The organism is Trinickia fusca (assembly GCF_003628145.1).
GTDB classification, from domain to species: Bacteria; Pseudomonadota; Gammaproteobacteria; order Burkholderiales; family Burkholderiaceae; genus Trinickia; species Trinickia fusca.
Window position 1 is genome coordinate 1 of the sequence record NZ_RBZV01000025.1, and the last position, 19,257, is coordinate 19,257.

Genomic DNA, 19,257 nt, shown 5'->3' on the forward strand with positions numbered 1-19,257 from the left:
GTCGATCACGGTCAAGCTGATCGCCCCGATCGCCATGGAAGAAGGTCTGCGCTTCGCCATCCGCGAAGGTGGCCGTACCGTCGGCGCAGGTGTCGTTGCAAAGATCATCGAGTAAGCCAGTTAGTCATTCGATGGTCTAGTAGTTTCGGGGTTGACGTGATCGTCAACCCCAAATGGTTTAGGGGTATAGCTCAACTGGCAGAGCGTCGGTCTCCAAAACCGAAGGTTGGGGGTTCGATTCCCTCTGCCCCTGCCAACTTCTGCGCTCACAGGGCGCATGTTAGGGTGTTATGGCGAATCCATCCGTCGAAGCTGTGGATACTTCCAGCGACAAATTGATGCTTATCGCGGGCGTATTGCTGTTCTTGGCCGGATTCGCGGGTTTCTTCTTGCTCAACGGCCAGGAATGGTATATCCGCGGGGCGGCGCTGCTGGCTGGCGTAGCCGCCGGTGTCGTGGTTGGTCTTCTCTCCTCCCCCGGTAAGAGCTTCATCGCATTCGCCAAGGACTCCTATAAGGAAGTCCGCAAGGTTGTCTGGCCCACCCGTAAGGAAGCAACGCAAACGACGCTCGTCGTTTTCGGCTTTGTGGTGCTGATGGCAGTGATCCTCTGGGTCAGCGACAAGTCCATCGAATGGGTGATTTTCTCGGCGATTCTGGGTTGGAAATGATATGAGCGATACTCCGGCATCTCCGAGCGGTAAGCGTTGGTACGTTGTGCATGCTTACTCCGGCATGGAGAAGAGCGTGCAGCGAGCGCTCCAGGAGCGCATCGAGCGCGCAGGCATGCAAGACAAGTTCGGTCAGATTCTCGTTCCGACCGAAGAAGTGGTAGAAGTCAAAGGCGGTCACAAGTCGGTGACCGAGCGTCGTTTCTTCCCCGGCTACGTGCTGGTTGAGATGGAAATGACCGATGAGACCTGGCATCTCGTGAAGAACACGGCAAAGGTCACTGGCTTCGTCGGCGGTGCACGTAACCGCCCGAGCCCGATTTCCCCGCGGGAAGTCGAAAAGATCATGTCGCAGATGCAAGAGGGCGTCGAGAAACCGCGTCCGAAGACGCTGTTCGAGGTGGGTGAGATGGTTCGGGTCAAGGAAGGCCCCTTCACCGACTTCAACGGTAGCGTCGAGGAAGTGAACTACGAAAAATCGCGCGTCCGAGTGTCCGTCACGATCTTTGGGCGAGCAACGCCCGTCGAGCTGGAGTTCGGGCAGGTCGAGAAGCTGTAAATCGAATCTTTGGCGGGTCGCTTGGTGACAAGCGGCCCGTTTTCCGCGCTTACGGTCCGCGTAATGGCCGTTGAGGAGCGTCAGTAATCGTCGTTGAGATGAACGCGCGCTACTACTCACCGAACGCACACGCGTTCTAACGAGGTTTTCGACATGGCAAAGAAAATCATCGGCTTTATCAAGCTGCAGATTCCTGCAGGTAAAGCCAACCCGTCGCCGCCGGTTGGTCCGGCACTGGGCCAGCGCGGCCTGAACATCATGGAGTTCTGCAAGGCGTTCAACGCGCAGACCCAATCGATGGAACCGGGCCTGCCCGTTCCCGTCGTGATCACCGCGTTCGCCGACAAGAGCTTCACGTTCATCCTGAAGACGCCCCCGGCGACGGTTCTGATCAAGAAGGCTGCGAAGCTCGACAAGGGTTCGGCCAAGCCGCACACGGACAAGGTCGGCAACATCACGCGCGCGCAAGCCGAAGAGATCGCCAAGACCAAGATGCCGGATCTTACGGCGGCCGATCTGGACGCCGCAGTTCGTACGATCGCTGGCAGCGCCCGCTCGATGGGCATCACCGTGGAGGGCGTGTAAATGGCTAAGCTTTCGAAGCGTCAGCAAGCATTTGCAAACAAGGTCGATCGCCAGAAGCTGTACGCGATCGGTGACGCGCTTGCGCTGGTGAAGGAATGCGCGAACGCCAAGTTCGACGAGTCGATCGACGTCGCCGTCCAACTCGGTATCGATGCGAAGAAGTCGGACCAAGTGGTTCGCGGTTCGGTCGTGTTGCCCGCTGGTACGGGTAAGTCGGTGCGCGTGGCAGTATTCGCGCAAGGCGAAAAGGCCGAGCAAGCTCGTGCCGCCGGCGCAGAAATCGTCGGTATGGAAGACCTGGCTGAGCAAATCAAGGCCGGCAACCTGAACTTCGATATCGTGATCGCTTCGCCGGACACGATGCGCGTGGTCGGTACGCTGGGTCAGATCCTCGGCCCGCGCGGCCTGATGCCGAACCCGAAGGTCGGTACGGTGACGCCCGACGTCGCGACGGCCGTGAAGAACGCGAAGGCAGGTCAGGTGCAATTCCGTGTCGACAAGGGCGGGATCATCCACGCCACGATCGGCCGCGCTTCGTTCGAACCGGCAGCGCTGCGCTCGAACCTGGCCGCACTGGTCGACGCACTGCAAAAGGCCAAGCCGGCCACGAGCAAGGGCGTGTACTTGCGCAAGATCGCTCTGTCGAGCACGATGGGTGTTGGCGTTCGCGTCGACCAAGCATCGCTGGCCGCACAGTAAGCAAGAATCACGTCGCGCCTGCCTAGGGCTGGCGCGGCAGTAAAGGGCTTTGGGCGGTCGCGTGAGGGCAGTTCGCTTCGCGCGGCCGGTTGTCAAAGACCGTTGGCGGGAATGCAGCAGTCGGGCGTTTCCTTAATTACCCAGCCAACGCAGATGGCGAACCCGAAACAGTTTTGTAGTGCTGAGGCTGCTGGCTCGCGCAGCGATGCGTGAAGCGAGCGGTCGAAATACTCCTAACACCTCGGACGCCGTTGTTGAACGCGGCACATAGGGCGCCAAGCCTGGTGTGTCGAATCTGGAGGTTAACCGTGCCACTGAACAAAGAAGGTAAGCAGGCCGTCGTGGCTGAAGTTTCCGCGCAAGTCGCGAAAGCTCAGACCATGGTGCTGGCCGAGTATCGTGGGATCACGGTTGGCGATCTGACGAAGCTGCGCGCGAAAGCGCGTGAGCAGCAGGTGTACCTGCGCGTGTTGAAGAACACGCTGGCGCGTCGCGCCGTCGAAGGTACCCCGTTTGCTCCTCTGGCTGAGCAGATGACTGGTCCTCTGATCTACGGCATCTCGGAAGATGCCATTGCTGCAGCTAAGGTCGTCAACGACTTCGGCAAGAGCAATGACAAGTTGATCATCAAGGCCGGCTCGTACGAAGGCAAGGTGATGGACAAGGCAGGCGTGCAAGCGCTGGCCAGCATCCCGAGCCGCGAAGAACTGCTCTCCAAGCTGCTGTTCGTCATGCAAGCGCCTGTTTCGGGCTTCGCGCGCGCACTCGCTGCGCTCGCCGAGAAGAAACAAGGCGAAGCTGCTTAACATATCGAGCAGCGCATAACTGATCGCTAGCTGTATCCGAATTCAATTTAGGAGTATTTCACATGGCAATCGCAAAAGAAGACATCCTCGAAGCCGTTGGCTCGATGTCGGTTCTGGAACTGAACGAACTCGTCAAGGCATTCGAAGAGAAGTTCGGCGTGTCGGCTGCTGCTGTTGCAGTTGCTGGCCCGGCAGGCGCTGGCGGTGCTGCCGCAGCTGCTGAAGAGCAAACCGAATTCACGGTGAACCTGCTTGAAGCCGGCGCCAACAAGGTTTCGGTCATCAAGGCCGTTCGCGAACTGACGGGCCTGGGCCTGAAGGAAGCGAAGGACCTCGTTGACGGTGCACCGAAGCCCGTGAAGGAAGCGGTGCCCAAGGCTGCTGCCGAAGAAGCGAAGAAGAAGCTGGAAGAAGCCGGCGCGAAGGCTGAAATCAAGTAAGGTCCGGCGCGCTGTGCGAAGGCTGGCGGTTTTCCACCGCCGGCCTTTTTGTGCTTTGTGGGGACAATGTTTTTTCGCACTTTAGTGTGCAAAAAGCCCCCCAAAGAAGCCAAAGAAAATTGCCCCTCGGCGAGATCGACAGGCATTTTTCTTTGTCTTCTGAAGCGACTGCAGAAGGCAAGTTTGGTCGGGCAGCGGGCAACACTGGCATCCGCTGCCGTCAGCCAGCGGTTGGTAGCGGCCAACCACCAAGCTTCTAGGCTCGTTCAAGCCTCAGGACGGCCATCGGGTCTCAGTCGGTGAACACTCGGGTTGTCTCATTCTGGCGCCAAGCCTCGACACTATGCCCGCCGTGATTCGGAGATCGTATGCAATATTCCTTCACCGAGAAGAAGCGCATTCGCAAGAGTTTCGCGAAGCGCCCCATCGTTCACCAAGTACCTTTCCTGCTGGCCACCCAGCTTGAATCATTCAGCACGTTTCTGCAAGCGGAAGTGCCGACGGCGCAGCGCAAGCCTGAAGGCCTGCAAGCGGCGTTCACGTCCGTTTTTCCGATCGTGTCGCACAACGGCTTCGCTCGTCTCGAGTTCGTAAGCTACATGCTTTCGCCGCCGGCATTCAACATCAAGGAATGCCAACAGCGTGGCCTCACGTATTGCTCCGCCCTGCGTGCGAAGGTGCGGCTGGTGCTGCTCGATAAAGAGTCGCCGAGCAAGCCGGTCGTCAAGGAAGTGAAAGAGCAGGAAGTGTACATGGGCGAAATGCCGCTCATGACGCCGACGGGCTCGTTCGTCATCAACGGCACCGAGCGTGTCATCGTCTCGCAGCTGCACCGTTCGCCGGGCGTGTTCTTCGAACACGACAAGGGCAAGACGCACAGCTCGGGCAAGCTCCTGTTCTCCGCGCGGATCATTCCTTACCGCGGTTCGTGGCTCGACTTCGAATTCGACCCGAAGGACATCCTGTACTTCCGCGTCGACCGTCGCCGCAAGATGCCGGTCACGATTCTGCTGAAGGCGATCGGCCTCACGCCGGAACAGATTCTCGCGAACTTCTTCGTGTTCGACAACTTCACGTTGATGAACGAAGGCGCGCAGATGGAATTCGTTCCCGAGCGCCTGCGCGGTGAAGTCGCGCGCTTCGATATCGCCGACCGCGATGGCAACGTGATCGTCCAGAAGGACAAGCGGATCAACGCCAAGCACATTCGCGACCTCGAAAACGCGAAGACGAAGTTCATTTCGGTCCCTGAAGACTATCTGCTGGGTCGCGTGCTCGCGAAGAACGTCGTCGATGGCGATACCGGCGAAGTCATCGCGAACGCGAACGACGAAGTCACCGAAGGCACGCTCGAAAAGCTGCGCGAGGCGAAGATCAAGGACATCCAGACGCTCTACACGAACGATCTGGATCAAGGTCCGTACATCTCGTCCACGCTGCGTGTCGACGAAACGACCGACAAGATGGCTGCCCGCATCGCGATCTACCGCATGATGCGTCCGGGCGAGCCGCCCACCGAAGAAGCGGTCGAGGCGCTGTTCAACCGCCTGTTCTACAGCGAAGACGCGTACGACCTGTCGAAGGTCGGCCGTATGAAGTTCAACCGCCGCGTCGGCCGTGACGAAATCACGGGCCCGATGACGCTGCTGGACGACGACATCCTCGCGACGATCAAGATCCTCGTCGAGCTGCGTAACGGCAAGGGCGAAGTCGACGATATCGACCACCTCGGCAACCGTCGTGTGCGTTGCGTCGGCGAACTGGCCGAGAACCAGTTCCGCGCCGGTCTCGTGCGCGTCGAGCGCGCGGTGAAGGAGCGCCTCGGCCAGGCCGAGAGCGAAAACCTGATGCCGCACGATCTGATCAACTCGAAGCCGATTTCGTCGGCGATTCGCGAGTTCTTCGGCTCGTCGCAGCTGTCGCAGTTCATGGACCAGACGAACCCGCTGTCGGAAATCACGCACAAGCGTCGTGTCTCCGCACTGGGCCCGGGCGGTCTGACGCGCGAGCGCGCAGGCTTCGAAGTCCGCGACGTGCACCCGACGCACTATGGCCGCGTGTGCCCGATTGAAACGCCGGAAGGTCCGAACATCGGTCTGATCAACTCGCTGGCACTGTACGCGCACCTGAACGAATACGGCTTCCTCGAAACGCCGTATCGCAAGGTCACGGACGGCAAGGTGACCGACCAGGTCGACTATCTGTCGGCAATCGAAGAAGGCCGTTACGTGATCGCGCAGGCGAACGCGGCCGTGGCCGAAAACGGCACGCTGACCGACGAACTCGTGTCGTCACGTGAAGCCGGCGAAACGCTGATGGTCACGCCCGATCGCATCCAGTACATGGACGTGGCGCCGTCGCAGATCGTCTCGGTCGCCGCATCGCTGATTCCGTTCCTCGAGCACGATGACGCGAACCGTGCATTGATGGGCTCGAACATGCAACGTCAAGCGGTGCCGTGTCTGCGTCCGGAAAAGCCGGTCGTCGGTACGGGTATCGAGCGGACGGTGGCAGTCGACTCGGGTACGACGGTGCAGGCGCTGCGCGGCGGCGTGGTCGACTATGTCGACGCGGGCCGTATCGTGATTCGCGTGAACGACGATGAAGCGGTTGCCGGTGAAGTCGGTGTCGACATCTACAACCTGATCAAGTACACGCGTTCGAACCAGAACACGAACATCAACCAGCGTCCGATCGCGAAGATGGGCGACAAGGTCGAGCGCGGCGACGTGCTGGCTGACGGTGCATCGACCGACCTGGGCGAGCTCGCGCTCGGCCAGAACATGCTGATCGCGTTCATGCCATGGAACGGCTACAACTTCGAAGACTCGATCCTGATCTCCGAAAAGGTCGTGGCCGACGATCGCTATACGTCGATCCACATCGAAGAGCTCAACGTCGTCGCTCGCGACACGAAGCTCGGACCTGAGGAAATCACGCGCGATATCTCGAACCTCGCCGAAGTGCAGCTGTCGCGCCTCGACGAATCGGGCATCGTCTACATCGGCGCCGAAGTCGAAGCAGGCGACGTGCTCGTCGGCAAGGTCACGCCGAAGGGCGAAACGCAGCTCACGCCGGAAGAGAAGCTGCTGCGCGCGATCTTCGGTGAGAAGGCGTCGGACGTGAAGGACACGTCGCTGCGCGTGCCCTCGGGCATGAGCGGTACGGTCATCGACGTGCAGGTGTTCACGCGCGAAGGCATCCAGCGCGACAAGCGCGCGCAACAGATCATCGACGATGAGCTGAAGCGCTACCGCCTCGACCTGAACGACCAGCTGCGCATCGTGGAAGGCGACGCGTTCCAGCGTCTCGCCCGTATGCTCGAAGGCAAGGTTGCCAACGGCGGTCCGAAGAAGCTCGCGAAGGGCACGAAGATCGAACAGGCGTACCTCGAGGATCTGGACCACTATCACTGGTTCGATATCCGCCTTGCGGACGAAGAAGCGGCTGCCCAGCTCGAAGCGATCAAGAACTCGATCGAAGAGAAGCGTCACCAGTTCGACCTCGCGTTCGAAGAGAAGCGCAAGAAGCTCACGCAAGGCGACGAACTGCCGCCGGGCGTGCTGAAGATGGTCAAGGTGTACCTCGCGGTGAAGCGCCGTCTGCAGCCTGGCGACAAGATGGCCGGCCGTCACGGTAACAAGGGTGTCGTGTCGAAGATCGTGCCGATCGAAGACATGCCGTACATGGCTGATGGCCGTCCGGCCGACGTCGTGCTGAACCCGCTCGGCGTGCCGTCGCGGATGAACGTCGGTCAGGTGCTCGAAGTGCATCTGGGCTGGGCCGCGAAGGGTCTGGGCTGGCGTATCGGCGAAATGCTGCAGCGTCAGGCGAAGATCGAAGAGCTGCGTGCGTTCCTGACGAAGATCTACAACGAGTCGGGCCGCGCCGAAGAACTCGACGGCTTCTCCGACGACGAGATCGTCGAGCTCGCGAAGAACCTGCGTGAAGGCGTGCCGTTCGCGACGCCGGTGTTCGACGGTGCGACGGAGCAGGAAATGTCGGCGATGCTCGACCTCGCGTTCCCGGACGAGATCGCTGAGCAGCTCGGCATGACGAAGTCGAAGAACCAGGTTCGTCTGTGCGATGGCCGTACGGGTGAGCCGTTCGAGCGCACGGTGACGGTTGGCTACATGCACTACCTGAAGCTGCATCACTTGGTTGACGACAAGATGCACGCCCGTTCGACCGGTCCGTACTCGCTCGTGACGCAGCAGCCGCTGGGCGGTAAGGCGCAGTTCGGCGGTCAGCGCTTCGGTGAAATGGAAGTGTGGGCGCTCGAAGCGTACGGCGCATCGTATGTGTTGCAGGAAATGCTGACCGTGAAGTCGGATGACGTGACGGGCCGCACGAAGGTCTATGAGAACCTCGTGAAGGGCGACCACGTGATCGACGCCGGCATGCCTGAGTCGTTCAACGTGTTGGTGAAGGAAATCCGGTCGCTCGGTATCGACATCGACCTGGACCGGAACTAATAGGACTACTGGAGAGAAGCGATGAAAGCTTTGCTCGATCTATTCAAGCAAGTCCAACAAGAAGAGATTTTCGATGCGATCAAGATCGGTCTTGCCTCGCCTGACAAGATCCGTTCGTGGTCGTTCGGCGAAGTCAAGAAGCCCGAGACGATCAACTACCGCACGTTCAAGCCGGAGCGCGACGGCTTGTTCTGCGCGAAGATCTTCGGCCCGATCAAGGACTACGAGTGCTTGTGCGGCAAGTACAAGCGCCTGAAGCATCGTGGCGTGATCTGCGAGAAGTGCGGCGTCGAAGTGACGCTCGCGAAGGTGCGTCGCGAACGGATGGGCCACATCGAGCTGGCCTCGCCCGTCGCGCACATCTGGTTCCTGAAGTCGCTGCCGTCGCGTCTGGGCATGGTGCTCGACATGACGCTGCGCGACATCGAGCGCGTGCTGTACTTCGAAGCGTACGTGGTGATCGAACCGGGCATGACGCCGCTGAAGGCGCGTCAGATCATGACCGAAGAGGATTACTACAATAAGGTCGAAGAGTACGGTGATGAATTCCGCGCCGAGATGGGCGCGGAAGGCGTGCGCGAACTGCTGCGCGCGATCAACATCGACGAACAGGTCGAAACGCTGCGCACCGAACTCAAGAACACGGGTTCGGAAGCGAAGATCAAGAAGTACGCCAAGCGCCTGAAGGTGCTCGAGGCGTTCCAGCGCTCGGGCATCAAGCCCGAGTGGATGGTCCTCGAAGTGCTGCCGGTGCTGCCGCCCGAACTGCGTCCGCTCGTGCCGCTGGACGGTGGCCGCTTCGCGACCTCGGACCTGAACGATCTCTATCGCCGCGTCATCAACCGGAACAACCGGTTGAAGCGCCTGCTCGAGCTCAAGGCGCCCGAGATCATCGTGCGCAACGAAAAGCGCATGCTGCAAGAGGCCGTCGACTCGCTGCTCGACAACGGTCGCCGCGGTAAGGCGATGACGGGTGCGAACAAGCGTCCGCTGAAGTCGCTGGCCGACATGATCAAGGGTAAGGGCGGTCGCTTCCGTCAGAACCTGCTGGGTAAGCGCGTCGACTACTCGGGCCGTTCGGTCATCGTGGTGGGCCCGACGCTGAAGCTGCACCAGTGTGGTCTGCCGAAGCTGATGGCGCTCGAGCTGTTCAAGCCGTTCATCTTCAACAAGCTTGAAGTGATGGGCGTGGCGACGACCATCAAGGCGGCGAAGAAGGAAGTCGAGAACCAGACGCCGGTCGTGTGGGACATTCTCGAAGAAGTCATTCGCGAACACCCGGTGATGCTGAACCGTGCGCCGACGCTGCACCGTCTCGGTATCCAGGCGTTCGAGCCCGTGCTGATCGAAGGTAAGGCGATCCAGCTGCACCCGCTCGTTTGCGCGGCGTTCAACGCCGACTTCGACGGTGACCAGATGGCCGTCCACGTGCCGCTGTCGCTCGAAGCGCAGATGGAAGCGCGCACGCTGATGCTCGCGTCGAACAACGTGCTGTTCCCGGCCAACGGCGATCCGTCGATCGTGCCGTCGCAGGATATCGTGCTCGGCCTGTACTACGCGACGCGCGAAGCCGTCAACGGCAAGGGCGAAGGCATGTCGTTCACCGGCGTGTCGGAAGTCCTGCGTGCGTACGAGAACAAGGAAGTCGAGCTGGCCTCGCGCGTGAACGTGCGGATCACCGAAATGGTCCACAACGAGGACAAGTCGGAAGGCGCACCGGCGTTCGTGCCGAAGATCACGCTGTACGCAACGACCGTCGGTCGCGCGATCCTGTCGGAAATCCTGCCGCACGGCCTGCCGTTCTCGGTGCTGAACAAGCCGCTGAAGAAGAAGGAAATCTCGCGCCTGATCAACACGGCGTTCCGCAAGTGCGGTCTGCGTGCGACGGTGGTGTTCGCCGATCAGCTGATGCAGTCGGGTTTCCGTCTCGCGACGCGCGCCGGCATCTCGATCTGCGTCGACGACATGCTCGTGCCGCCGCAGAAGGAAACGATCGTCGGCGACGCCGCGAAGAAGGTGAAGGAGTACGACCGCCAGTACATGTCGGGTCTCGTCACCGCGCAAGAACGCTACAACAACGTGGTCGACATCTGGTCGGCAACGTCGGAAGCGGTCGGCAAGGCGATGATGGAGCAGCTCTCGACCGAACCTGTCGTCGATCGCGACGGCAAGGAAGTGCGTCAAGAGTCGTTCAACTCGATCTACATGATGGCCGACTCCGGTGCACGGGGTTCCGCGGTCCAGATTCGTCAGCTCGCAGGGATGCGCGGTCTGATGGCCAAGCCGGACGGCTCGATTATCGAGACGCCGATTACGGCGAACTTCCGCGAAGGCCTGAACGTGTTGCAGTACTTCATCTCGACACACGGCGCGCGTAAGGGTCTGGCCGATACGGCACTGAAGACGGCGAACTCGGGTTACCTGACGCGTCGTCTCGTCGACGTGACGCAGGATCTCGTGGTCACGGAAGACGATTGCGGCACGTCGAACGGCGTGGCGATGAAGGCGCTGGTCGAAGGCGGTGAAGTCGTCGAAGCGCTGCGCGACCGGATTCTCGGCCGCGTGGCGACCGCTGACGTCGTCAACCCCGAAACGCAAGAGACGCTGTACGAAGCCGGCACCCTGCTCGATGAAACGGCGGTCGAAGAGATCGAACGCCTCGGCATCGACGAAGTGCGCGTGCGCACGCCGCTCACTTGCGAAACGCGTTATGGCCTGTGCGCCGCGTGCTATGGCCGCGACCTCGGCCGCGGCTCGCTCGTGAACGTCGGCGAAGCGGTGGGTGTGATCGCAGCGCAGTCGATCGGTGAGCCGGGCACGCAGCTCACGATGCGTACGTTCCACATCGGTGGCGCGGCATCGCGTGCGGCGGTGGCTTCGTCGGTCGAAGCGAAGAGCAACGGTACGGTGCGCTTCACGGCGACGATGCGTTACGTCACGAATGCGAAGGGCGAGCAGATCGTCATCTCGCGTTCGGGCGAAGCGATGATCACCGACGATCACGGCCGCGAGCGCGAGCGTCACAAGGTGCCGTACGGCGCGACGCTGCTGCAACTCGACGGTGTGCAGATCAAGGCCGGCACGCAGCTGGCGACGTGGGATCCGCTCACGCGTCCGATCATCACCGAGTACGGTGGTACGGTGAAGTTCGAGAACGTCGAGGAAGGCGTGACGGTCGCGAAGCAGATCGACGACGTGACGGGCCTGTCGACGCTCGTCGTGATCGACGTGAAGCGTCGCGGTTCGCAAGCGTCGAAGAGCGTGCGTCCGCAGGTGAAGCTGCTCGACGCGAACGGCGAAGAAGTGAAGATCCCCGGCACGGAACACGCCGTGCAGATCGGCTTCCAGGTCGGCGCGCTGATCACCGTGAAGGACGGCCAGCAGGTGCAGGTGGGTGAAGTGCTCGCACGTATCCCGACCGAAGCGCAGAAGACGCGTGACATTACCGGCGGTCTGCCGCGGGTGGCGGAACTGTTCGAAGCGCGTTCGCCGAAGGATGCGGGCATTCTCGCGGAAGTCACCGGTACGACGTCGTTCGGCAAGGACACGAAGGGCAAGCAGCGTCTCGTCATCACGGATCTCGAGGGCAATCAGCACGAGTTCCTGATCGCGAAGGAAAAGCAGGTGCTGGTCCACGACGCCCAGGTCGTCAACAAGGGCGAAATGATCGTGGACGGCCCGGCCGATCCGCACGACATCCTGCGTCTGCAGGGTATCGAGGCGCTGTCGCGCTACATCGTCGACGAAGTGCAGGACGTGTACCGTCTGCAGGGCGTGAAGATCAACGACAAGCACATCGAGGTGATCGTTCGCCAGATGCTGCGTCGTGTGCAGATCACCGACAACGGCGATACGCGCTTCATCCCCGGCGAGCAGGTCGAGCGTTCGGACATGCTGGACGAGAACGATCGCATGATCGCCGAAGACAAGCGTCCGGCGTCGTACGACAACGTGCTGCTCGGTATCACGAAGGCGTCGCTGTCGACCGACTCGTTCATCTCGGCTGCATCGTTCCAGGAAACGACGCGCGTGCTGACCGAGGCGGCGATCATGGGCAAGCGCGACGATCTGCGTGGTCTGAAGGAAAACGTGATCGTCGGCCGCTTGATTCCGGCAGGTACCGGTCTTGCGTTCCACAAGGCGCGCAAAACCAAGGAAGCTTCCGATCGCGAGCGTTTCGATCAGATCGCAGCGGAAGAAGCGTTTACCTTCGGGACACCGGAAACGCCGGCAGAAGTGCCGCAACAGCAGCATCCGGCGGAGTAAGTGCGGGCGGCGCATGGCGCCGCCTCGCGCGATGCATCGCTTAGCCTTAGATGGCGCAAAACCGCTCGGTTTCGACCGAGCGGTTTTTTTTTGCGCTCGACGAAGGCGAGATGCTCGTTCGAGCGAAAGCGCGTCGCCTACGGGAGGAAAGGCATACACTGCATGCTCCCGCGTGTTCGCCGAGTCGGCCGCCGCGCTTATCGGTACCGCCGCAATGATCGTTCGCCCCTACCCCAACTGGCTGCGCATGATGCTCGTCATCCGCGGCTCCGTCATTCTCGACATCGCGCCGCAACTACTGTTCACGATCGCGTTCGCGACGTTGATCACCGTCTTCAGAGAGTCGATCCTCGTCGGGATGGTGCATCTGACGTTCGTCCCGTTCTCGTTGATCGGTTTGACGCTCGCGATCTTTCTCGGCTTTCGCAACAACACGAGCTACGCCCGCTATTGGGAGGCGCGCATGCTCTGGGGGACCGTGCTCAACGATACGCGCGCATTGACGCGCCAAGCCTTGACGCTCGTCGACGATCGTTCGGACGTGCCCGCGTTCGTCAATCGCCTGATCGCCTTCGCGTATGCGTTGCGCCATCAGCTGCGCGGCACGGACGCCAAGGTGGACCTCGAGCGGTTGTTGCCTGCACCGGACTGCGCGCGACTGACGAACGTCCGTTACAAACCCGCCATGTTGCTCGTCATGGCAGGGGAGTGGTTGCGCGAGCAACGGCGGCGCGGCCAGCTCTCCGATCCGCTCGCGCAAGCGATCGAAGGGCCGCTGTGCCGATTGGGCGACGCACTCGGTGGCTGCGAGCGTATTGCCGGTACGCCGATTCCTTTCACGTATGCGGTCATCATCCATCGAACCGTTTATTTGTATTGCCTGCTGCTGCCGTTCGGGCTGGCCGGGTCGATCGGGAGCATGACGCCTGTCGTCGTCGGCTTCGTCGCCTATACGTTTTTCGCGCTCGAGGCACTGAGTGCCGAGATCGAGGATCCGTTCGGCATGCAGCCCAACGATCTGCCGCTCGACGCGCTTTGTCAGGGCATCGAGGCGTCGCTGCTCGAGGCGCTAGGCCACCGCGATCTGCCTGCCGTGCCCGAGCCGGTCGACTATCTGCTGACGTGAGGATCGGGCAACCACCGAAGGTCGCCGTGCGCTTTTCGCGTTGCTGAGCACGCCCTCGGATTTCTTGGCCGGACGGCCAATGTTTCATGGCCGGCATCGTTCGGCGCGCGGCGGGTTGGTAGAATTGCGCCCATTCGCCGTTCGCCGTTCCTCTCGTCAGCCCCCATGTCGCGTGCTCTAGAAATCCTCAATGAAGTCTTCGGCTACCCCGTTTTCAGGGGGCAGCAACGCGATATCGTCGAACACGTCGCCGGCGGTGGCGATTGCCTGGTGCTGATGCCCACGGGCGGAGGCAAGTCGCTGTGCTATCAGATTCCGTCGCTCGTACGTCGCGAAGCGGGGCTCGGTGCGGGCATCGTCGTTTCACCGCTGATCGCGTTGATGCAGGATCAAGTCGCGGCGCTCACGGAGCTCGGCGTGCGCGCCGCATATCTGAATTCGACCCTCACCGGCGCCGAAGCGGCGGCGACCGAGCGAGCGTTGCGCGACGGCGAGATCGATCTGCTCTACGTCGCACCCGAACGGCTCATGACGCCGCGCTTTCTCGATCTGCTCGAGCGGGCCCCCATCGGCTTGTTCGCGATCGACGAGGCGCATTGCGTGTCGCAATGGGGGCACGACTTCCGGCCCGAGTACATTCAGCTGTCGGTGCTGCACGAGCGGTTCCCATCGGTGCCTCGCGTCGCCCTTACCGCGACGGCCGATGCAATCACGCGTGACGAAATCATCCATCGCCTCGCGCTCGACGATGCGCGCGTTTTCGTCTCGAGCTTCGACCGACCGAACATTCGCTATCGCATCGCCGAAAAGGACAACGCACGCGCGCAGCTGCTCGACTTTATCCGTTCGGAACACATGAACGACGACGGCACGACGGACGCCGGCGTCGTCTATTGCCTGTCGCGCCGTAAGGTCGAGGAAACGGCCGAGTGGCTGAAGGCCCAAGGCATGCGCGCGCTGCCCTATCACGCCGGCATGGAGTTCGAAGTGCGCCAGCGTCACCAGGAAATGTTCCAGCGCGAAGAGGGCGTCGTCATGTGCGCGACGATCGCGTTCGGCATGGGCATCGACAAGCCCGACGTGCGCTTCGTCGCCCACCTCGATCTGCCCAAGAGCGTCGAAGGCTACTACCAGGAAACGGGGCGTGCGGGCCGGGACGGTATGCCGGCCAACGCATGGATGGCATACGGGCTCGGCGACGTCGTGCAGCAGCGCAAGATGATCGACGAATCGGATGCCGACGAAACGCACAAGCGCGTTCAGACGGGCAAACTCGATGCGCTGCTGGGGCTGTGCGAAACGGCGTCGTGCCGCCGCGTGCGCCTGCTTGCCTACTTCGGCGAGGAAGGCCGGCCGTGCGGCAACTGCGACACGTGCCTCGAGCCGCCGGTGACCTGGGATGCGACGCGTGAGGCGCAAATGGCGCTGTCGTGCGTTTTTCGCGCGCAGCGCGCGAGCGGCTTTCACTTCGGCTCCGGGCACCTGATCGACATCCTGCGCGGCAATCGCACTGAGAAGGTGCTGCAGCGCGGACACGAAGCGCTGAGCACCTTCGGTATCGGCGCGAGCCTGTCGGAGCCCGAGTGGCGGGCCGTCTTCCGGCAGCTGGTGGCGTTCGGCTACCTGACTGTCGATCATGAAGGTTTTGGCGCGTTGGTGCTGACCGAGGCGAGCAAGCCCGTGCTCAAGGGGGGGCAGAAGGTCACGATGCGCCGCTATGTCAAACCGACGCGCACGCGGCAAGCGTCGTCCCGCACCGGTGAGCGCGCCGACCCGAGCGCGGGCATGAGCCCCCGCGAGCGGGCGCGCTGGGATCGTCTGCGCGCATGGCGTACCGAGACGGCCAAACACGATGGCGTGCCGGCGTACGTCATCTTTCATGACGCCACCCTGGCCGAGATCGCCCGTACGGCTCCCGACACGATCGACGATCTGCGCCATATTCCGGGCATCGGGGTGCGCAAGCTCGAGCGATTCGGGGACGAATTGCTCGATGTCGTCGGGGCCGGATAAAGCGCGAGCCACCGCGCCAAGACCTCGGGCCAACGCTCGAAGCACCGCAAGCTATTGACGCGCTTGATGTTTTTGCAATACCATGCCGGGTTCCGGTTCTTGGCATTCTGTCGAGCGGCGCAAGCTCGCGCGTCGGCTGCCCAGGCTGGAATCCAAAGGCGCGTCCGTCATCTGCTTTGCCCGGCTGGCGATGCGTCGATTTTCTTTAATTTCGGGAATTAACAATGCCAACCATCAACCAATTGGTTCGCAAAGGCCGCACGTCGGAAACGACGAAGAGCAAGAGCCCGGCCTTGCAGGACTGCCCCCAGCGCCGCGGTGTGTGCACGCGTGTGTACACCACGACGCCGAAGAAGCCGAACTCGGCACTTCGTAAAGTTGCAAAGGTTCGTCTGACGAACGGCTTCGAAGTCATTTCGTACATCGGTGGTGAAGGCCACAACCTGCAAGAACACTCGGTCGTGCTGATTCGCGGCGGCCGTGTGAAGGACTTGCCGGGTGTGCGTTACCACATGGTCCGCGGCTCGCTCGATACGCAGGGCGTCAAGGATCGTAAGCAAGCTCGCTCGAAGTACGGCGCGAAGCGTGCCAAGGCTGCGAAGTAAGTAGCCGGAAGTCGTCAAGGCGGTGGTGCCGCATAAGGCGGTGCTGTCGAGTAAGTGGCCACCCGGCCAAGCTGGTTAGTCGTCAAAGATGGATCGGGTTAGTTGGTGGCCGCGGGGCTCTGGATGAGCTCCAACTGAAAAGTCAAAGGAAGAAACATGCCGCGTCGTCGCGAAGTCCCCAAGCGGGAAGTGTTGCCGGACCCGAAGTTCGGTAACGTAGATGTAGCAAAGTTCATGAACGTGCTGATGCTCTCGGGCAAGAAGTCGGTGGCCGAGCGTATCGTGTACGGCGCTTTCGAACAGATCCAGACCAAGGGTGGCAAGGACCCGCTGGAAGTGTTCACTGTTGCGCTCAACAACGTGAAGCCGGTGGTCGAAGTGAAGAGCCGCCGCGTTGGTGGTGCGAACTATCAGGTTCCGGTCGAAGTGCGTCCGTCGCGTCGTATGGCATTGGCGATGCGTTGGTTGCGTGAGGCCGCGAAGAAGCGTAGCGAGAAGTCGATGGCGTTGCGTCTCGCAGGTGAACTGTCTGAAGCCGCGGAAGGTCGCGGTGGCGCAATGAAGAAGCGCGATGAAGTTCACCGGATGGCCGAGGCCAACAAGGCGTTCTCGCATTTCCGTTTCTAAGCCTGCTTTCCCGGCTGGCTCCAGCGGAAAAATTCCGGGCGGGTGCGCTTTTAGCGCCTCGCCCGTTTGTGTTAGGGCGCGAAGGGTTCATGACACGCTTCGCGCTAATCCCCATAGAGGATCAAAGTGGCTCGTAAGACACCCATCGAGCGCTACCGCAACATCGGTATTAGCGCTCACATCGACGCCGGCAAGACGACGACGACCGAGCGCATCCTGTTCTACACCGGCGTGAACCACAAGATTGGTGAAGTGCACGACGGTGCGGCAACCATGGACTGGATGGAGCAGGAGCAAGAGCGCGGCATCACCATCACGTCCGCTGCTACCACGGCCTTCTGGAAGGGCATGGGCGGCAACTACCCCGAGCACCGCATCAACATCATCGACACCCCGGGCCACGTCGACTTCACGATCGAAGTCGAGCGCTCGATGCGCGTGCTCGACGGTGCGTGCATGGTCTATTGCGCCGTGGGTGGCGTGCAGCCGCAATCGGAAACGGTGTGGCGCCAGGCTAACAAGTACAAGGTTCCGCGTCTCGCGTTCGTCAACAAGATGGACCGTACCGGTGCGAACTTCTTCAAGGTCTACGACCAGCTGAAGACCCGTCTGAAGGCGAACCCGGTTCCGGTCGTGGTGCCGATCGGCTCGGAAGAAAACTTCAAGGGCGTCGTCGATCTGCTGAAGATGAAAGCGATCATTTGGGACGAAGCGTCGCAAGGCACGAAGTTCGACTACGTCGATATCCCGGCGGAACTCGTCGACACGTGCAACGAGTGGCGTGAAAAGATGATCGAGTCGGCAGCTGAAGCCAGCGAAGCGCTGATGGAGAAGTATCTCGGCGGCGATACGCTGACCGAAGCCGAGATCGTCAAGGCGCTGCGCGACCGTACGATCGCGTGCGAAATCCAGCCGATGCTGTGCGGCACCGCGTTCAAGAACAAGGGCGTGCAGCGCATGCTCGACGCCGTGATCGACTTCCTGCCGTCGCCGGTCGATATTCCGCCGGTCAAGGGTGAGCTCGAAAGCGGTGAGTCGGCTGAGCGCAAGGCGTCGGACGACGAGAAGTTCTCCGCACTCGCGTTCAAGATCATGACCGACCCGTTCGTTGGTCAGCTGATCTTCTTCCGCGTGTACTCGGGCGTCGTCAATTCGGGCGACACGGTGCTGAACTCGACCAAGGACAAGAAGGAACGCCTCGGCCGTATTCTGCAGATGCACGCGAACCAGCGTGAAGAAATCAAGGAAGTTCGCGCTGGCGATATCGCCGCTGCGGTCGGCCTGAAGGAAGCGACGACGGGCGACACGCTGTGCGATCCGCAGCACCCGATCGTGCTCGAGCGCATGGTGTTCCCGGAGCCGGTGATTTCGCAGGCCGTCGAGCCGAAGACGAAGGCCGACCAGGAAAAGATGGGCATCGCGCTGAACCGTCTCGCGCAGGAAGATCCGTCGTTCCGCGTTCAGACCGATGAAGAATCGGGCCAGACGATCATCTCGGGCATGGGTGAGCTGCACCTCGAAATTCTCGTCGACCGCATGAAGCGTGAATTCGGCGTGGAAGCGACGGTTGGCAAGCCGCAGGTGGCCTACCGTGAAACGATCCGCGCGACGGCTGCTGACGTCGACGGCAAGTTCGTCAAGCAGTCGGGCGGTCGCGGCCAGTACGGTCACGCTGTCATCACGCTGGAGCCGAACGAGCAGGGCAAGGGCTACGAGTTCCTCGACGAGATCAAGGGTGGCGTGATTCCGCGCGAATACATCCCGGCCGTCGACAAGGGTATCCAAGAGACGCTGAAGAGCGGTGTGCTCGCGGGCTTCCCGGTCGTCGACGTGAAGGTCCACCTGACGTTCGGTTCGTACCACGACGTTGACTCGAACGAAAATGCGTTCCGCATGGCCGGCTCGATGGCGTTCAAGGAAGCAATGCGCAAGGCGAGCCCGGTCATCCTCGAACCGATGATGGCTGTGGAAGTCGAAACGCCTGAAGACTACATGGGCAACGTGATGGGCGACCTGTCGGGTCGTCGCGGCATCGTGCAGGGCATGGAAGACATGGTCGGCGGCGGCAAGATCGTGCGCGCCGAAGTTCCGCTGTCGGAAATGTTCGGCTACTCGACGTCGCTGCGCTCGCTCACGCAAGGTCGTGCGACGTACACGATGGAGTTCAAGCACTACTCCGAAGCTCCGCGCAACGTGGCTGATGCGATCATCAGCGCGAAGGCGAAGTAAGCCATACGGCTAATCATCATCGACACTTTTTGAAAGAAGAGAATCATGGCAAAAGGTAAATTTGAGCGGACCAAGCCGCACGTGAACGTCGGCACGATTGGTCACGTGGATCATGGCAAGACGACGCTGACGGCGGCGATTGCGACGGTGTTGTCG

At 61.3% G+C, this 19,257-nt stretch carries 15 protein-coding genes and 1 tRNA gene; all 16 read left to right on the forward strand.

The window, feature by feature from the left end; translation table 11 throughout:
- On the forward strand, positions 1-115 hold a 115-nt coding region (locus D7S89_RS26715), incomplete at its 5' end, for an EF-Tu C-terminal domain-related protein (RefSeq protein ID WP_481967033.1).
- A gap of 65 nt (positions 116-180) precedes the next feature.
- Positions 181-256: transfer RNA gene (locus tag D7S89_RS26720), tRNA-Trp, on the forward strand.
- Positions 257-290: 34 nt separating this feature from the next.
- On the forward strand, positions 291-671 hold the full coding sequence (secE, locus tag D7S89_RS26725) for a preprotein translocase subunit SecE (protein ID WP_121281885.1): 381 nt from the start codon (positions 291-293) through the stop codon (positions 669-671).
- 1 nt (position 672) lies between these two features.
- Positions 673-1,230 carry a transcription termination/antitermination protein NusG gene (gene nusG, locus D7S89_RS26730; RefSeq protein ID WP_028208939.1) on the forward strand — a complete coding sequence of 186 codons (558 nt, stop codon included), beginning with the start codon at positions 673-675 and terminating at the stop codon, positions 1,228-1,230.
- A gap of 153 nt (positions 1,231-1,383) precedes the next feature.
- Positions 1,384-1,815: a 50S ribosomal protein L11 gene (gene rplK / locus D7S89_RS26735; RefSeq protein ID WP_121281886.1), complete on the forward strand. Its 432-nt coding sequence runs from the start codon at positions 1,384-1,386 to the stop codon at positions 1,813-1,815.
- On the forward strand, positions 1,816-2,514 hold the full coding sequence (gene rplA, locus D7S89_RS26740; RefSeq protein WP_121281887.1) for a 50S ribosomal protein L1: 699 nt from the start codon (positions 1,816-1,818) through the stop codon (positions 2,512-2,514). It abuts the gene before it with no gap.
- Positions 2,515-2,822: 308 nt separating this feature from the next.
- Positions 2,823-3,320, forward strand: coding sequence for a 50S ribosomal protein L10 (gene rplJ / locus D7S89_RS26745; protein WP_121281888.1), 498 nt, complete (start codon positions 2,823-2,825; stop codon positions 3,318-3,320).
- A gap of 62 nt (positions 3,321-3,382) precedes the next feature.
- Positions 3,383-3,760, forward strand: a complete 378-nt coding sequence (gene rplL / locus D7S89_RS26750; RefSeq protein WP_121281889.1) for a 50S ribosomal protein L7/L12 — start codon at positions 3,383-3,385, stop codon at positions 3,758-3,760.
- Positions 3,761-4,128: 368 nt separating this feature from the next.
- On the forward strand, positions 4,129-8,235 hold the full coding sequence (gene rpoB, locus D7S89_RS26755; protein ID WP_121281890.1) for a DNA-directed RNA polymerase subunit beta: 4,107 nt from the start codon (positions 4,129-4,131) through the stop codon (positions 8,233-8,235).
- A 21-nt stretch (positions 8,236-8,256) separates the two neighbouring features.
- Positions 8,257-12,501, forward strand: a complete 4,245-nt coding sequence (gene rpoC, locus D7S89_RS26760; RefSeq protein WP_121281891.1) for a DNA-directed RNA polymerase subunit beta' — start codon at positions 8,257-8,259, stop codon at positions 12,499-12,501.
- Positions 12,502-12,715: 214 nt separating this feature from the next.
- The gene (locus tag D7S89_RS26765) at positions 12,716-13,627 is read left to right on the forward strand and encodes a bestrophin family protein (protein WP_121281894.1); all 912 of its coding nucleotides are present in this window, start codon (positions 12,716-12,718) and stop codon (positions 13,625-13,627) included.
- Between the two features lie 165 nt (positions 13,628-13,792).
- Complete coding sequence (gene recQ, locus D7S89_RS26770; RefSeq protein WP_121281892.1) at positions 13,793-15,640, forward strand: DNA helicase RecQ; 1,848 nt, start codon at positions 13,793-13,795, stop codon at positions 15,638-15,640.
- A gap of 224 nt (positions 15,641-15,864) precedes the next feature.
- On the forward strand, positions 15,865-16,245 hold the full coding sequence (rpsL, locus tag D7S89_RS26775; RefSeq protein WP_010106973.1) for a 30S ribosomal protein S12: 381 nt from the start codon (positions 15,865-15,867) through the stop codon (positions 16,243-16,245).
- A gap of 156 nt (positions 16,246-16,401) precedes the next feature.
- Positions 16,402-16,872 (forward strand): 30S ribosomal protein S7, encoded by a 471-nt coding sequence (gene rpsG, locus D7S89_RS26780; RefSeq protein ID WP_006053291.1) that lies wholly within the window; start codon positions 16,402-16,404, stop codon positions 16,870-16,872.
- A 126-nt stretch (positions 16,873-16,998) separates the two neighbouring features.
- Positions 16,999-19,101: an elongation factor G gene (gene fusA / locus D7S89_RS26785; protein WP_121281893.1), complete on the forward strand. Its 2,103-nt coding sequence runs from the start codon at positions 16,999-17,001 to the stop codon at positions 19,099-19,101.
- Between the two features lie 45 nt (positions 19,102-19,146).
- Positions 19,147-19,257: GTP-binding protein (locus D7S89_RS26790; RefSeq protein WP_243738762.1), on the forward strand; the 111-nt coding region annotated here is incomplete at its 3' end.

Bases quoted from the DNA above. Each gene is read 5' to 3' on its own strand.
- rplK (WP_121281886.1), top strand. From the start codon at position 1,384: ATGGCAAAGAAAATCATCGGCTTTATCAAGCTGCAGATTCCTGCAGGT.
- rpoC (WP_121281891.1), top strand. From the start codon at position 8,257: ATGAAAGCTTTGCTCGATCTATTCAAGCAAGTCCAACAAGAAGAGATT.
- rplL (WP_121281889.1), top strand. From the start codon at position 3,383: ATGGCAATCGCAAAAGAAGACATCCTCGAAGCCGTTGGCTCGATGTCG.
- rplA (WP_121281887.1), top strand. From the start codon at position 1,816: ATGGCTAAGCTTTCGAAGCGTCAGCAAGCATTTGCAAACAAGGTCGAT.
- secE (WP_121281885.1), top strand. From the start codon at position 291: ATGGCGAATCCATCCGTCGAAGCTGTGGATACTTCCAGCGACAAATTG.
- rpsG (WP_006053291.1), top strand. From the start codon at position 16,402: ATGCCGCGTCGTCGCGAAGTCCCCAAGCGGGAAGTGTTGCCGGACCCG.
- recQ (WP_121281892.1), top strand. From the start codon at position 13,793: ATGTCGCGTGCTCTAGAAATCCTCAATGAAGTCTTCGGCTACCCCGTT.
- rpsL (WP_010106973.1), top strand. From the start codon at position 15,865: ATGCCAACCATCAACCAATTGGTTCGCAAAGGCCGCACGTCGGAAACG.
- rpoB (WP_121281890.1), top strand. From the start codon at position 4,129: ATGCAATATTCCTTCACCGAGAAGAAGCGCATTCGCAAGAGTTTCGCG.
- nusG (WP_028208939.1), top strand. From the start codon at position 673: ATGAGCGATACTCCGGCATCTCCGAGCGGTAAGCGTTGGTACGTTGTG.
- D7S89_RS26765 (WP_121281894.1), top strand. From the start codon at position 12,716: ATGATCGTTCGCCCCTACCCCAACTGGCTGCGCATGATGCTCGTCATC.